This is a genomic window from Mycobacteroides franklinii, from assembly GCF_002013895.1.
Classification (GTDB): domain Bacteria; phylum Actinomycetota; class Actinomycetes; order Mycobacteriales; family Mycobacteriaceae; genus Mycobacterium; species Mycobacterium franklinii.
In genome coordinates this window covers 247,059-261,871 of the sequence record NZ_MAFQ01000009.1, presented here as the reverse complement: position 1 = coordinate 261,871, position 14,813 = coordinate 247,059, and the positions used below count along the sequence as shown (strand labels likewise).

The following is a 14,813-nucleotide window of genomic DNA, read 5'->3' as shown; positions in this document are numbered from 1 at the left end:
CCAAGGCGTATTTATCTACACCTGGACGGTTACCGGCTGCACACCCCAGATCTCGTCGCAGTACTCGGCGATGGCACGGTCCGAGGAGAACTTGCCGCTGCGGGCCGTGTTGAGGATCGACATCCGCGTCCACGCCGTCGCGTCGTGCCAGGCCTCGGACACGCGCTGCTGACATTCGATGTACGAGGAGTAGTCGGCCAGCACCAGGAACGGGTCGTGGCTGCGCAAGGAGTCCACAATCGGGGCGAACACCGACGGATCCCCGTCCGAGAAGTGGCCGCTGGCAATCAGATCCAACACCGAACGCAACTCGTCGTTCAGTTCGACGAAGTCTTCGGGCCGGTATCCCTCGTGCACCAGGCGCTGCACCTCGTCGACGGTCAGCCCGAACAGGAAGAAGTTCTCGGCCCCGGCCTCCTCGCGCATCTCGACATTGGCGCCGTCGAGCGTGCCGATGGTGAGCGCCCCGTTGAGCATGAACTTCATGTTCCCGGTGCCCGAGGCTTCCTTGCCCGCAGTGGAAATCTGCTCCGACAGGTCGGCCGCCGGGTAGATCAGGTGCGCGCTCTTGACGTTGAAATTCGGCAGGAACGCCACCTTGATGAACTGGCTGACGTGCGGGTCGTTGTTGACGGCCTCGCCCACTGCGTTGATGAGCTTGATGATTCGCTTGGCCATGAAGTATCCGGGCGCGGCCTTACCGCCGAAGATGAAGGCGCGCGGCGCGATCCGCAGATCCGGATTCTGCTTGAGCCGGTTGTACAGCGTCACGATGTGCAGCACGTTGAGGTGCTGGCGCTTGTACTCGTGGATCCGCTTGACCTGGATGTCGAACATCCAGTTGGGGTCCAGGTCCACGCCGGTGGTCGCCAGCACATACTCGGCGAGCCGGGCCTTGTTGAGGCGCTTGACCTCTCGCCACTGCATCCGGAACGACGAGTCCTCGGCGAATGGCTCCAGCTCGCGTAGCCGGTTCAGGTCCGTGATCCAGCCCTCGCCGATGGCGTCGTCGAGCAGCTCGCGCAGCCCCGGGTTGGCCAGTGCCAGGAAGCGGCGCGGAGTGACACCGTTGGTCTTGTTGCTGAACCGTTCCGGCCACAGCTCGAAGAAGTCCTTGAGCACGCTCTCCTTGAGCAGCTCCGAATGCAGCGCGGCCACACCGTTGATGGCGTGGCTGCCGACGGTGGCCAGGTGCGCCATCCGCACACTCTTGCCGCCGTCCTCACCGATGAGTGACATGCGCCGTACCCGGGCTTCATCGCCGGGGAAGCGCGACCGGACCTCGTCGAGGAAGCGCCGGTTGATCTCGTAGATGATCTCCAGGTGCCGGGGCAGTGACTCGGCGAACAGTCCCAGCGGCCAGGTCTCCAGCGCCTCGGGCAGCAGGGTGTGGTTGGTGTAGCCGAAGGCGGCCACGGTGATCTCCCAGGCCTCATCCCAGCCCAGCGCGCGCTCGTCGATCAGCAGCCGCATCAGCTCGGCGACACCGATGGATGGGTGAGTGTCGTTGAGCTGCAAGGAAAACTGTTCGGCGAGCTCGTTGACCGGCCGCTCGGCGACGTCTTCAAGGATGTGCAGCACCCGCTGCAGTGAGCAGGAGACGAAGAAGTGCTGCTGCAGCAACCGCAGCCGCTTACCGGCCTCGGGCTCGTCATTGGGGTAGAGCACCTTGGTGACGGTTTCGGAGGACACCTCGTCCTCGACGGCCTTGTAGTAATCGCCGGCGTTGAAGGCGTCCAGTTCGAAGGACTGCACGGCACGCGCGCTCCACAGGGTCAGCGTGTTGCAGGTGTTCACGCCGTAGCCCTGGATCGGGGTGTCGTAGGGGATGCCCTTGAGGAAGCGCCGCGGGACCCAGCGCGCCCGGAAGTTTCCGTGCTCATCCAGGTACTGCTCGGTGTGACCGCCCCACCCGACGATGAAGTTGAGGTCAGGTTTCGCTATTTCCCAAGGGTTTCCGTTGTCCAGCCAGTTGTCGGTCGTCTCGACCTGCCACCCGTCGCGGATCTCTTGATCGAAGATCCCGTACTCGTAGCGGATGCCGTAGCCGATAGCGGGACGATCCAGTGTGGCCAGCGAGTCCATGTAGCACGCGGCCAGGCGACCCAGTCCGCCGTTGCCCAGACCCGGCTCTTCCTCGCACGCGAGCACCTCGTCGAGGTCCTGGCCCAGCGCCGACAGGGCATCACGCGCCTGCTGCTCGATCTGCAGGTTCAACAGGTTGTTGCCCAGCTGTGGCCCCATCAGGAACTCGGCCGACAGGTACACCGCCACCTTGCGGCTCAGATCCAGGTAGGTCTGCATGCTGGCGATCCAGCGCTGCTGCATGCGATCTCGGGTCGCCAGGGCCAATGCGCGGTAGTAGTGGGCGGGGGTCAGCACGCTTGCCGGACGCCCGATCGAGTACCGCAGGTGGTCGATGATGGCTCGCTGCAGAGTGTCGGCATTCAAACCGGTGCGGGAGTGCTCGCGAAGACCAGAGTTCATGGGTAACACCGTGCCATCGAATGGCGCACGGGAAAACCGGAAACAGGCGACCGGCAGGTTACTGGGGAGTGACCACCACCCGCACCCCGGACGGCTCCTTTGCCGCCCATACGGCTTCGATATCAGCCAGCGGCCGCGCCAACGTCTGGAGCTGCAGCTCTCCGCTGTCGACCATGGCGAACAGCTTCGGCAGGGCCTCGGTACGAGCCTGCAACAGGGCCTGCGGCGGCACGCTGCCGATCCCGACACCGGCCAGGGTGATACCGGTGCTGCGCAAGGTGGAGGCATCGACACTGACGGTCTCCCCGGTCATCGCGCCGATCTGCACAAACCGGGTGGCGTGGAAGTGTGCCGACGGGTGGCTGGCGGCCAGCGCCTTGAGAGTCTGCTCGGCGGGGGAGCCCCACAGGTAGTCCAGCACCGCGTCGAAGGGTCGCGCCGCGTGCCGCGCCGTGATGGCCTCGGTGAGGTCATCGTTGCCCAGGGTGATGACGTCATCGGCGCCCACCGTGCGCAGCCAGTCCAGCCGCTCGGCATTGCGGCCCGCGACCGTCACCTGTCCGGCGCCGAACACCGATTTCGCCAGCTGGACGGCGAGTGACCCGGTGACACCGGTGGCTCCGAGCACCAGCACGTGCTGGCCGGGCTGCACCGCAGCGCCATGGGAGAGGGCCAGCCACGCCGATATCCCCGGATTGGGTATCGCGGCGGCGGTCACCGAATCGACGTGCTCGGGCACCTCGACGGCGCCGGCCGGGTACACGACGGTGCGTTCGGCCATCATCCCGTACGGTGCGAGTGACCCGGAGTACACGCGCTTGCCGTTGGCGAGCCGGGCCACGCCGTCGACTCCGGCGATCGCGGGCAGGCCGATCTCCTTGCTGCTGTAGTGCTTTCCGGAGATGACGGCCCGGGTCAGGTTGGTCAGGGCCGATGCCTCGACGGTGGCGACCTCGGTGCCGTCGGTGGGCTGCGGGTCTGGGAAGTCGGTGTAGGCGGGCTGCTGCCCCCATTCGTGCACGACTGCTGCCTTCATAGCGTACTCCTCAAAGTTTCTGTAGAAATGGTTTCCATCGAAACCATATGAACAATGTACGGCGCCCGCCGCCGGATGGCAATATGGTTTCCATGAAAACCAAGTCGGCCTTGATTGCCAGCATCAACACGCTGGTGGGCGCGGTGGGGGACAAGTTCGAACCGGACGAGGATTCCGATGCGGAGCGCGATTTCATGGCGCAGCGATGCCCACGCCGGATGGAGCATCTTGTTAGAACGCTGCCGACGCTCTCGCTACATCTGCTGGCGGCGATTGCCGAAGGGCCGGTCAGTGTGGTGGGTCTGGCGGCGCGCTCGGGCCAGCTCAAGGGCACGGTGTCCAAGCACGTACAGCGGCTGGTGGATGCGGGCTGGGTTGAGCGTGTACCGATTCCCGGTAACCGTAAGGAGATTGAGCTCATCCTGACCGCCGACGGCGGCATCGTCGTCGACGTGCACAGCACCCTGCATGAGGAGATGGAGCATGGCGTGCGCGACTTCTTGCAGCGTTACAGCAATGCCGACCTGCAGGTTGTGGAGAAGGTGCTCCAGGACCTACTGGCCTCCGGTAGGGACGGAGTGCGGATCGTGGCCAAGAGCGGCTAGGCCGGGATCCAGTTGCCGTGGAACTGGAAGGGTATCCGCGCCGGAAGATGAACGGTCGCAACCTTTTCCATCGACTGCGCGTCGACGATCAACATATTGCTCAGCCGGGTACTGCGATCGTATTCATATCCGATGAGCACCCCGTCGCCTTCCTCGGCGTCCTCGGAACGCGGCACGGGCGAGAACTCGCCCGGTATGTGTCCGGCCTCCAGCTTGTGTTCGGTGCTGCCGCCGCCGGTGAGGTCGTAGCGGATCAGTGAGGCACGTGCGTCATCGAGGCTTTGCAGGGTGTCGATGTCGGTGTCGCCGACGCTCGTGGTGAAGCCGTATCGGTGCGGCAGGCTGACCCGGCGCGGGTCGACCATGGGGAACTCCTGGAGCCGTTCGTCCGTCCATGATTCCTTGACCACGCCGGTCTCCAGGTCGACCTCCCACCGGTGCAGCCGTGGGCGCCCCGTCCCCAGCACGTCGGCGATGTTGTACTCGGAATCGTCGTCAGGCCCGGTGATCCGGCAGGCGTCGATGACGATGCTGCCGTCCTCTTCGTGTGCGTTAAGCGTGTGGAACACGTAGCAGGGCTCGATCTCGAACCAGCGGACCGTCGCGGGCCCCTGGCGGGGAATCACGCCAATGCGGCTGGGATGGGAGGCTTTCCAGCGCAGGGGGACCTCGGCAGTCTTGGGTAGGGGTGCGCGGGCCACCAGCGGACCGAGCAACGCGGGTGGCTCGAATCGGCCGAGGAGCCCTGCCGCCATCCGGGTGATGAACGGCGGTGTCGCCGCGGGCGCGACCTTGCGCGTCAGGAGGTTGAGGTCGATCACCAGCGGGCAGTCGAAGATCATCACGTAGTTCTCGCTGAGGGCGATGTCGTGCAGCAATGGCCTGCCCGGCACGTCCAGGGGCACACTCTTGCGCACCGCGCCGTCCGGGCCGATCACCACATAACGCGCCACCGCCGGTCCGACGAGTTGGTAAGTGACCGCGTGCAACTCGCCGGTGACCGGATCCAGCTTGGGATGCCCGGTGTATCCGCCTTCCAGCGTGCGGCCGAAATCGCAGGTTCCGACGGTCTCCAGGTCATCGTTCAGCTCGTACGGCGCCAGACCGCCCTCGGCGCTGACGATCGTCTTGCCGGCAAAGCCATACACATTCGTCTGCGGAGACACGGTCGTCACACCGGCGCGATAGTTGGCCGGTTTCGGTTTCTCGCCGAGCAGTCTGGAGACCTTCGGCGTGCGTACCCACCGGCTCCGATACCACTCGGCGCGGCCATCGCGCAGCCGCACGCCGTGCACCATGCCGTCGCCGGTTGCGCCGAATACCGAGTAGTTGTTGGGGTCATATTGCCCGGGAAGCGGATTGGGGCCGGTGCGGACGTAACGTCCGTTCAGGAACTTCGGTATCTCACCGGTGACGTGCAGGGCGGTCGCCATCGTCTCTCGATCGACCGGGAGCACGTGCTCGTCCGAAAGTAGATCTATTTCCATGTCGACATCCTTCGGCTGCATCATCAGAGCTAGAACGTAGAGTCAAGCTCGACGGTAGACCGCATGAATGGGTATGGCAAGAGCCAAATTCGGTGGCGCGCCGCGAGAGGGGTGTGGGCTAGGTGGATTCCGGATAGGCGGCGCTGACGCCGGCGACGATGTATGCCGCGCAGGTGCGTACCGAGACCTCGGGGTCGATGTGGTGAGCGATGGCGGTCAAGACTCCCGACCTGATGGCTTGCGCGCTCATGGTCGCCAGCAGCAGCCGCCGGTGCGTCTCGGCCTCGTCATGCACCGGTTCCCAGAGGTCGAGGATGCTCATGATTCGGGACACCGCGTCGGTGAGCACCTGCTGATCGAACCCGGGGACCTGTGGCGCGGTGGAGTCGGCCAGTAGCCGCATGCCCAGTGGGCGGGTGGCGGCGTGGATGAAGAATGGCTTCAGGGCATCGCTCAGCGATGCGGCCGGGTCATTCAGGTCGACGTTCTCCGGCATCGACACGTCGTCGAAGATCGCGCGCATCAGGGTTGCCTCGCGTCCGACGAGTCGGATGAGCAATCCGTCCTTGGAGCCGAAGTGTGCGTAGAGCGTTTGTTTGGTCACCTGGCCAGACGCCACGATCTGGTCCATAGTGACTGCCCCGCAACCCTGTTCGGCCACAACGGGTAACACCAAGTCGAGTAGCTCGTCGTCGGTGGGCCGATAGCCGGGGCTGCGTGATGTCACGTCAGTACCGTAACCGCTGGCGGTGGCAGTTAGTCGAGCACTTTGATGGATAGCGTGGGTTTCGGGGTGTCCCCGTGCTCCAGCCGGTCCCACACCGCGTCGATCAGTGGTTGTAACAGCAGGGCGCCCATCTGCCGAACCATCACGGACACAACCTGAGTGGATTCGGGACGATCGGTGGGGGCCATGCCCTCTTTGCGGAGGGTGGCCACCTCGTCGCGGGTCAGCTGAATCAGCGCGGTCAGCATGCTGAGCTGTTCTTCGGAAGGTTCGAGCACGGCCCGGCGTACGTAGTTCACGATCGGGGGATTGGCCTTGAGCATCGCGATGACGGCGGCGTCGCGGGCCGCGGCGAGCTTGCGCGGGTCCTTCTCCGCGTCGACCGATCGCAGTGCCTCGATGTGGTAGTCGACGACCAGCTGATCGACGGCCTCGCGCAGACCGGCCTTGGTCTTGAAATGGTGTTGCACCAGGCCGAGTGTCACCCCGGCCTCGGATGCGACCGCGCGCAACGAAATTCGTTCCTCACCGTACTGGGCGTACAAATCCAGTGCGGTGTTGCGAATGCGCGCCTTCGCGGTCAAGTCCTCGTCGGTCGCGCGTGGGTTTGCCATACGCCGCATCGTACCGCACCCCTTTACAAACGAATCTGAAACGATACACTTGTATCGTCTTGACGAGGAGGTCAATGAAGATGTCCGCACTATTCCCGTCCTATCGCGCGTCCTGGGAGACCGATGCGCACCGCGAGCTGCGTAAGCACGCCGCCGAGTTTCTGCGCAAGGAGTCCACGCCCAACCAGGAACGCTGGAGCGCGCAGCACCAGGTGGACCGCGAATTCTGGAACAAGCTGGGCGATGCCGGTCTGCTCGGACTGGACCTTCCTGAGGAATATGGCGGCGCTGGAGGCGATTTCGGATTCTCCGCGGTGGTGGCCGAGGAACTCGCGCTTGCCCAGGACACCGCGACGGGCTGGGGCGTGCACTCGCCGATCGTCGCGCACTACATCAATACCTATGGCAACACCGAACAGAAGGACCGCTGGATGCCGGGCATCATCAGCGGCGACTTGGTTCTGGCCATCGCCATGACGGAGCCCGGGACGGGATCCGATCTGCAAGGGGTGCGCACCAGCGCGGTCCGGGATGGCGACCACTACGTGATCAACGGCTCGAAGACGTTCATCTCCAACGGCACACACTGCGACTTGCTGGTGATCGTGGCCAAGACCGATCCCTCCCAGGGCGCCAAGGGCATCTCGCTGATCGTCGCGGAAACCAAGGACCTGCCCGGATTCGAGCGTGGCCGCGTGCTCGAGAAGGTGGGGCAGCACGGGCAGGACACCCGCGAGCTGTTCTTCAGCGATATGCGGGTACCGGTGGCCAACCGGCTCGGCGAGGAAGATGGACAGGGGTTCATCCAGCTGATGACCCAGCTAGCGCGCGAACGCCTCATCATCGCCTCGGGGAACGCCGGCATGGCCGAGGCCGCCGTGCTGGAGTCGATCAAATACACCAAAGAGCGTGAGGCATTCGGCCAGCCGCTCATCAAGTTTCAGAACACCAGGTTCCAGCTGGCCGAGCTGAAGGCCGAGGTGCTGTCCATCAAGACAACCGTTGACTGGTGCATCCAGAACTACATCGACGGTGTCAACGATCCCGCGACCGCGTCCATTGCCAAGCTGGTCGCCACCGACAAGGGGGTCGCGGTAGTCGACCGGTGCGTTCAGTTCTTCGGTGGATACGGCTACATGATGGAGTACCCGATCGCCCGGGCGTACGCCGCCGCACGCGTCAACAAGATCTATGGCGGCACAAGCGAAATCATGAAAGAACTCATCTCTCGGTCGCTGTGACGAGCCACGATAAGGAGCCCGCATGTAGCACAAGTACAAGGCGTTCGTCATCGGTGTCGGCATGACAAAGTTCGAGAAGCCCGGGAGCCGGGAGGGTTGGGATTACCCGGCGATGGTCAAGGAGAGCGGTACCAAGGCACTCGACGATGCCTCCGTGCGCTACGAACAGGTTGAGCAGGCTTTCGTCGGAAACGTCTACGGTGACTCGTGTTCCGGGCATCGCGCGCTCTACGAGCTGGGCCACACCGGAATCCCGATCTACAACGTCAACAGCAACTGCTCCACAGGATCGACCGCGCTGTTCATGGCGGCCAACGCCATTCGCAGCGGCCAATCGGACGTCGTGATGGCCGCGGGTTTTGAGAAGATGGAGCGCGGCTCGCTGAGCATGAAGTTCACCGATCGCGAGTCGCCGCTGCTACCGCAGCTCAACCGCCTGGGCGAACTGACGCCGCCGCAAATGCCCATGACCGCATGGATGTTCGCCGCTGCCGCCGAGGAGTACATGCGCGAATATGGCCTGACCGCCGAACAGCTGGCCTGGATCGGCTACAAGAACCACAAGCATTCGGTCAACAACCCGTACAGCCAGTTCCAGGATGAGTACTCGCTGGAAGACATTCTCTCCTCGCGGAGCATCGTGGCGCCGCTGACCAAGCTGCAATGCTCACCGACCTCGGACGGGTCGGCCGCGGCCATCGTGGCCAGCGAGGAGTTCGTCGACAAACATGGACTCGCCGACCAAGCGGTGGAGATCGTCGGACAGTCCACGGTCACCGATCGGGCCGACACCTTCGACGGAACCGCGGCGGGAATCGTCGGCACACACATGAACAAGGCTGCGGTGCACGCCGTCTACGAGCAGGCACAGATCGGTCCCGAAGACATCGATGTCATCGAGTTGCATGACTGCTTCTCCGCCAACGAAATTCTGGTGTACGAGGCGCTGGGCCTGTGTGAGCAGGGCGAGGCAGGAAAGCTGATCGACAACGAGGACACCACCTTCGGTGGCAAGTGGGTGGTCAATCCGTCGGGCGGGCTGATCTCCAAAGGCCATCCGCTGGGTGCCACCGGACTGGCGCAATGCGCCGAACTGAACTGGCAGATACGCGGATTGGCCGACAAGCGTCAGGTGGCAGGCGCGGCGACCAAGGACGGCGTTGCGCTACAACACAATATCGGGCTCGGCGGTTCGGTGGTCGTCACCGCCTACCGGCCCGCGCAGCGCTAGGCGGCACGCACCAGATCAGATCGCGCGAACCGGCCGGCGGGGGAGAACCGCCCCAGGATGTCGTCAGCCGGCTCGCCCGCCCACTCGGTGATGAGAGCCTTGGCCGTCTCGACCGACGTGACCTTCTCGAAGGGCTTCGGATTGTCGAGCAGGCTGAACAGTTTCGACGCGAAACCCTCGTGGACGTGTGCCGCGGCGAAGAACAGATCGCCATAGTCGTGCAGCTCGTCGTCGCCCAGGTAGAGCCTCGTCACCAACTGCGCGGCGCGTGCCCGACGGTCGTAAAACTCGTCGAATGCGTCGGTGAGCCAGGCGCTATCGAACGGACCGTCGTGTGCGGCAGCCTTGTGGACCAGGGCGGCTGCCTGAACGAGGCCGCCCTGCGCGCCCTGCCCGGCGATAGGGTCGTACGCCACCGCCGTGTCGCCGAGCGCCGCGACGACGTGCCCGCCGGCCGTGTGGCCCACTCCGCGCCGCACCAGCTGTGTCACCGCGCCGGTGATCCAGGAATGCGGATCCTCTTCGATCACCTTGAGCGACAACACTTCCGGAAGGTCCCAGTCGAGATAGTCGCGGTGTACATCGATGACTGCCTGGAGTGCGGAGGCCGCGCTGTCGACGTCGGCGTACCGCCGTTCCCACTCACTGCCGGGTTTGGCCCACGTCAAGAACGACCACGAGGGTCCGGCGTCCTTGTGCAAATAGGGCCCCCACCAGGCCTCGCCCTGATCGGTGATGAACGAGAAGGCGCTGTGCCGCCCACCCGCGGGCCCTCGGTGCGCAAAGACCTCCGGTCCGTGACCCAAACCTGCGACCGTCAGCATGAGCAGCCGCCGCTGTGGGCGGTCATACACCGTGCGCGTGGCATCCACCGGAAACAGCGAGGACAGACCACTGCGGCCGGTCGCCACCAGCGTCAGGTCGTGCTCGCCCGCGATGGCGTCCAGCCGTTCCGGGTCCACCTGCTCCACGCGGAAGCGGCCACCCCGCTCCTGAAACCGGGTGAGCCGGTCGTCGGCCTTGAGTCGGGTGTCGACGGCGACGCCGCGGGTACCGCCGTCGAAACCCGCGTCAAAGGCGATGACCTCGGGACGAGCAGGTTCGCTGCCGTCGACCAGCCGCACACTCAGCCCGGTCGAGGTGGGGCCTGGTTCCAGGTAGCTGGTGAGCCCCAGGCTGGCCTCGGCGCGCTGCGATTCCCCGAAAATCAGTGCGGTGCCGGTCGCGGGCACGTCCTCGCGCAGACTGCGCTGGTTGCGGTCGCTATAGAGGGTGACGTCAAAACCATTCTCCAGCAGCCCCACTGCCGCGGTGACCCCAGTTTGGCCCGCACCGATGATGGCGGCCTTACGTCCATGTTTCGTCGGCATGCTCGCCACTATCGGCGTGTGAACTTGTGCGCGAAAGGCACCCGCTCACGGTGATTACAAGGTCCATAATTCCGGTGTGCAACCTCCGCCGCATGCAGAGACGGGCTTCCAGTACGAGCTCGTGACTAATGCTCTGCGCGATACCGGCCAGCTCGACCGGTTGAAGAACGCCATCGGGCTGCTGTGCTTCCTTATCGTGGTCTTGGAGGTGATCACGCAGTTCTATCCCCTCGGCCCGCACGGCACGTTGCCGCGGGTCGTCCATGGCGTTGTTGGCGCATCTGCGGTGATTGTGGGGCTGTGCTGGATCAACTTCTCCTGGCCGAGCCGGGGCGCCATGACAGCGTTCGTGGTGTGGGCCGATGTGGCGCTGGCCATCGGGGCCGTGCTGCTTTCTGATCCCACGGCCAGGATCAGCGCGGTCGTGTACCTGGGACCCGTGGGCCTGCTCCCCACCTTTTTCCTCGGCAGACGGGCATTCGTGGTCCATTGTGCGTTCGCCACGTCGCTTCTCTGCGTGCTGGTGGCGGTGAATGTGCTGGTCGACGCGGCAAGGCTGCCCGAGCAGTTCTTCTACGGCGCCCCGGTGATCTCGGCGATCGTACTGGTGCCCGCCATCATCCAGCTGGTGCTCGAGGGAGGGCGCGACTCAATTCTCTCCGCGGCGTTGGCTGCCGACAGGGACCCGCTCACCGGGCTGCTGAACCGGCGCGGGGTGATGACGGCGGTGGACCTGCTGCACCGTGGCCGCCTCGATGCCGTCGACATCGTCGTGGTCATGATGGATGTGGACGGGCTCAAAGAACTCAACGACACCCACGGCCACGGCGCCGGCGATGTGATCTTGAAGCAGGTGGCCGCCATGCTGCGAGCGAGTACCCGGGTCGGTGAGATCGCTGCCCGGATCGGCGGCGACGAGTTCTTGGTGGTGGCGTTTCCCGGCCGTGCCGAGAACATCGACAGCACCATTCGCCGGGTGAGCACTCCGCGTTCGGGAATCGATACCTGGAGTGTCAGTGTCGGCGCCGCGTGGCAGTCCCAGACGGGTCGCAAGATTGACCTGGAGTCGCTTGTGCAGCAGGCAGATTACGAGTTGTACAGGGTCAAGAACGCCCGGGGAATGTTCGATCCCCAGCACTGAGGCGCACCGGGTATCAGGACTCGGGTGTGGCGTAGGTCTGCCGCCCGGCGAGGTAGGTCGCGCACACCGTGATATCGCGCAGGGCATCCGGATTCACCGCGTGCGGATCGGCCGAGAGCACCACCAGGTCGGCGTACTTACCCACCTCGAGGCTGCCGATTTCGGTATCCAGATGCAGTTGCCAGGCCGCGTCGATGGTGTGTGCGCGCACGGCCTGTGCAACGGTGAGCCGCTGCTCGGGGGCCAATACTCGACCAGAACCCTTGGCCTTGCGCGTGACGGCGGTGGCGATATTGCCCAGCGGATCGGGTGGCGAGACATTGCCGTCGTTGTGGAAGGAGACACGCAGCCCGGCGTCGACAGCCGACTTCGCGGACATCCAGTGGGCACCGTGGTCCGCACCGAACAACTCGTCCATGAGCGGGTCTCCCCAGAAGTACACGTGCTCGATGAACAGGCTCGGATGGACACCCAGCTTCGCCGCACGCTGGAACTGGGCGGGGGTCATCGCGCCGACATGCTCCAGACGAGAACGCACCGAGGCCGGAGACCGCGCTTTCTCGTACGCGTCCAGCACGATGTCGATCGCTGAATCGCCGTGCACGTGGCAGGACAGCTGCCAACCCTGCTTGATGAACGCCGTCGCCAGCTCGGTGATCTGCTCCGGCGTGTAGTTCATGCCCCCGTGGTGGTGCGGCTCCAGTCCCATTCGCCGTGTCGCCGCGGTATCCAGATAGGGGAATGAGGTGAAAATGTTTCCCTGCCAAGGTGATCCGTCGGCCCAGAGTTTCATGCCGATCTGGGCGAACAGCTGATCCGCCCCTGCCGGGGTGCCCGCCCGATGCGCCGGGTCCTTGGCGAGGTCTGGCGTGCCGATCTCATAGGCGCGGATTCGGAGCTTGACATCCGGATCCGCCGCCATCTTGCGGTACAGGTCGCCCTGTTGGGCCGCGGTGAAACTGTGCTCGCTGGAGGTCGCGATACCGGCGGCGGCCAGCTGACCAAAGGCCCACTGCATGTTCTCGAACGCATTGGGTTGGGCGACCTTCAGCAGGTAGGGCATGGCCAGCGTTTGCAGGGCCGCGGCCTCGCGCACCTCTCCGGTGAGCTCACCGTCCGGACCGTGGACGTACTCCGCACCGGTCGGATTGGGTGTGTCATTGGTGATACCGGCGAGCCGGAACGAGGCCGTGTTCGCGTAGGCAGCGTGCCCACTGTTGGCGACGATGATCACCGGATTGTTCGGGGCCAGCGCGTCAAGCTCTGTGCGCGTGGGCAATTGGAGGTCGGGCTGCAGCAGGACGTCGATGCCGTACAGCAGCACCTGAGTGCCGTCGGTGCTGGCGTTGACTGCGTCGGCGAGCTTCTGCATCACCTCCTTGCCGCTCGACACCACAAACGGGCGGACGTCGATCGCGGGCGGGCCGAGTGTCAACGCAACCTGCAGCGGATGACTGTGCGGTTCCACGAACGCGGGCAACACCGCGCGGCCGTCGAGCTCGATGACCTGCGTACCCGCGCTGCGCCGCTGCATCACGTCCTGCCGCGACCCGACGGCGACGATCCTGCCCGCCGACACGGCCAGCGCCTCGGCCGTGGTGCTGTGGCCGTCGACCGTCACGACCGGACCGCCGACGAAGATCAGGTCCGCACCGGAGCCGGGTGCGGTGTCATCGCCGCACCCTGCCAGGGCGGCCAATCCCGTTGTGGCAGTGGCCGCCGCGGCACCGCCGATCACAAACTGCCTCCGGTTGATCACAACGGGCTGCCCGGCTACAGCACCACGACAGAGCGCAGGACCTCGCCGTGGTGCATTTTTTCGAAGGCGGCCTCGATGTTGTCGATGCCGATGCGTTCGGTGACGAAGCGATCCAGCGGTAGGCGGCCCTGCTGGTACAGCGATACCAAGGTCGGGAAGTCGCGTTCGGGGAGGCAGTCCCCGTACCAGGAGGACTTCAGTGATCCGCCACGGGAGAAGAAGTCGATGAGCGGCATCTCCAGTGTCATATCCGGTGTCGGGACACCGACCAGGACCACGGTGCCTGCCAGATCACGGGCGTAGAAGGCCTGCTTCCAGGTTTCCGGGCGTCCCACCGCGTCGATCACGACGTCGGCGCCGACCTCATCGGTGAGCTCTTGGACCGCGGTGACCACGTCCTGGACCTGTCGTGCATTGATGGTGTGCGTGGCACCGAAATCCTTGGCCCACTGCAGCTTTTTGTCATCGGTGTCGATGGCGATGATGGTGCGCGCCCCGGCGAGTCGGGCGCCGGCGATCGCGGCGTCCCCGACACCGCCGCAGCCGATGACCGCCACGGTGTCATCACGGCCCACGTTGCCTGTGTTGACCGCCGCGCCCAGCCCGGCCATCACCCCGCAGCCCAACAAACCGACAACGGCCGGATCGGCGGACGGATCGACCTTGGTGCACTGCCCGGCGTGCACGAGTGTTTTCTCGATGAACGCCCCGATGCCCAGGGCGGGGGTCAGCTCGGTGCCATCGGTCAACGTCATCTTCTGCTTCGCGTTGAACGTGTCGAAGCAGTACTGCGGGCGGCCACGCTTGCAGGCACGGCACACCCCACACACCGCGCGCCAGTTCAGGATCACGAAATCGCCCGGCGCTACGGTGGTTACACCCTCGCCGACGGTTTCCACGATCCCAGCCGCCTCATGACCCAACAGGAACGGAAACTCGTCGTTGATGCCGCCCTCGCGGTAGGTCAGATCGGTGTGGCACACCCCGCACGCCTGCACCTTCACCACAACCTCACCGGGGCCCGGATCGGGGACGATGATGTCCACCAATTCCACCGGAGCCTTCACCGAACGAGCGATCACACCGCGCACAGTTTGAGACATGCGCATGACGCT

The 14,813-nt window shown here is 64.9% G+C and carries 12 protein-coding genes; 4 read left to right on the top strand and 8 right to left on the bottom strand.

Going from position 1 to position 14,813, the window contains the following annotated elements; genetic code table 11:
- Window positions 1-15: 15 nt before the first annotated feature.
- Window positions 16-2,487, bottom strand: coding sequence for a glycogen/starch/alpha-glucan phosphorylase (locus B4393_RS17245; RefSeq protein ID WP_078335087.1), 2,472 nt, complete (start codon window positions 2,485-2,487; stop codon window positions 16-18).
- Between the two features lie 58 nt (window positions 2,488-2,545).
- On the bottom strand, window positions 2,546-3,523 hold the full coding sequence (locus B4393_RS17240; protein ID WP_078335086.1) for a quinone oxidoreductase family protein: 978 nt from the start codon (window positions 3,521-3,523) through the stop codon (window positions 2,546-2,548).
- A 92-nt stretch (window positions 3,524-3,615) separates the two neighbouring features.
- On the opposite strand from B4393_RS17240, the gene B4393_RS17235 reads away from it, so the two are divergent.
- Window positions 3,616-4,128 (top strand): MarR family winged helix-turn-helix transcriptional regulator, encoded by a 513-nt coding sequence (locus tag B4393_RS17235; RefSeq protein WP_078335146.1) that lies wholly within the window; start codon window positions 3,616-3,618, stop codon window positions 4,126-4,128.
- Here the strand turns inward: B4393_RS17235 and B4393_RS17230 are convergent.
- The 3 genes from B4393_RS17230 to B4393_RS17220 all read right to left on the bottom strand — a co-directional run bounded on the left by B4393_RS17230 (window position 4,125) and on the right by B4393_RS17220 (window position 6,956).
- Window positions 4,125-5,615, bottom strand: coding sequence for a carotenoid oxygenase family protein (locus B4393_RS17230; RefSeq protein ID WP_078335145.1), 1,491 nt, complete (start codon window positions 5,613-5,615; stop codon window positions 4,125-4,127). The genes B4393_RS17235 and B4393_RS17230 overlap by 4 nt on opposite strands.
- Window positions 5,616-5,733: 118 nt before the next feature.
- A complete protein-coding gene (locus B4393_RS17225; protein WP_078335085.1) occupies window positions 5,734-6,342 on the bottom strand; it encodes a TetR/AcrR family transcriptional regulator in 609 nt (202 codons plus the stop codon).
- A gap of 29 nt (window positions 6,343-6,371) precedes the next feature.
- Window positions 6,372-6,956, bottom strand: coding sequence for a TetR/AcrR family transcriptional regulator (locus B4393_RS17220; RefSeq protein ID WP_078335084.1), 585 nt, complete (start codon window positions 6,954-6,956; stop codon window positions 6,372-6,374).
- Between the two features lie 80 nt (window positions 6,957-7,036).
- Between B4393_RS17220 and B4393_RS17215 the strand changes: the two genes are divergently transcribed.
- Together B4393_RS17215 and B4393_RS17210 are read left to right on the top strand one after the other, a co-directional pair.
- The gene (locus tag B4393_RS17215) at window positions 7,037-8,197 is read left to right on the top strand and encodes an acyl-CoA dehydrogenase family protein (protein ID WP_078335144.1); all 1,161 of its coding nucleotides are present in this window, start codon (window positions 7,037-7,039) and stop codon (window positions 8,195-8,197) included.
- Window positions 8,198-8,258: 61 nt separating this feature from the next.
- Window positions 8,259-9,428: a lipid-transfer protein gene (locus B4393_RS17210; RefSeq protein ID WP_109558495.1), complete on the top strand. Its 1,170-nt coding sequence runs from the start codon at window positions 8,259-8,261 to the stop codon at window positions 9,426-9,428.
- On the opposite strand, the gene B4393_RS17205 is transcribed toward B4393_RS17210, so the two are convergent.
- Window positions 9,425-10,798, bottom strand: a complete 1,374-nt coding sequence (locus tag B4393_RS17205; RefSeq protein WP_078335083.1) for a styrene monooxygenase/indole monooxygenase family protein — start codon at window positions 10,796-10,798, stop codon at window positions 9,425-9,427. The two genes, B4393_RS17210 and B4393_RS17205, sit on opposite strands and share 4 nt — an antisense overlap.
- 76 nt (window positions 10,799-10,874) lie before the next feature.
- Between B4393_RS17205 and B4393_RS17200 the strand changes: the two genes are divergently transcribed.
- Window positions 10,875-11,939 (top strand): GGDEF domain-containing protein, encoded by a 1,065-nt coding sequence (locus tag B4393_RS17200; protein WP_078335082.1) that lies wholly within the window; start codon window positions 10,875-10,877, stop codon window positions 11,937-11,939.
- 13 nt (window positions 11,940-11,952) lie between these two features.
- Here B4393_RS17200 and B4393_RS17195 read toward each other — a convergent pair whose 3' ends face one another.
- Both B4393_RS17195 and B4393_RS17190 read right to left on the bottom strand, forming a co-directional pair.
- Window positions 11,953-13,677 carry an amidohydrolase gene (locus B4393_RS17195; protein ID WP_078335143.1) on the bottom strand — a complete coding sequence of 575 codons (1,725 nt, stop codon included), beginning with the start codon at window positions 13,675-13,677 and terminating at the stop codon, window positions 11,953-11,955.
- Between the two features lie 35 nt (window positions 13,678-13,712).
- Window positions 13,713-14,801, bottom strand: a complete 1,089-nt coding sequence (locus B4393_RS17190; RefSeq protein WP_070936775.1) for an S-(hydroxymethyl)mycothiol dehydrogenase — start codon at window positions 14,799-14,801, stop codon at window positions 13,713-13,715.
- Between the last annotated feature and the right edge of the window lie 12 nt (window positions 14,802-14,813).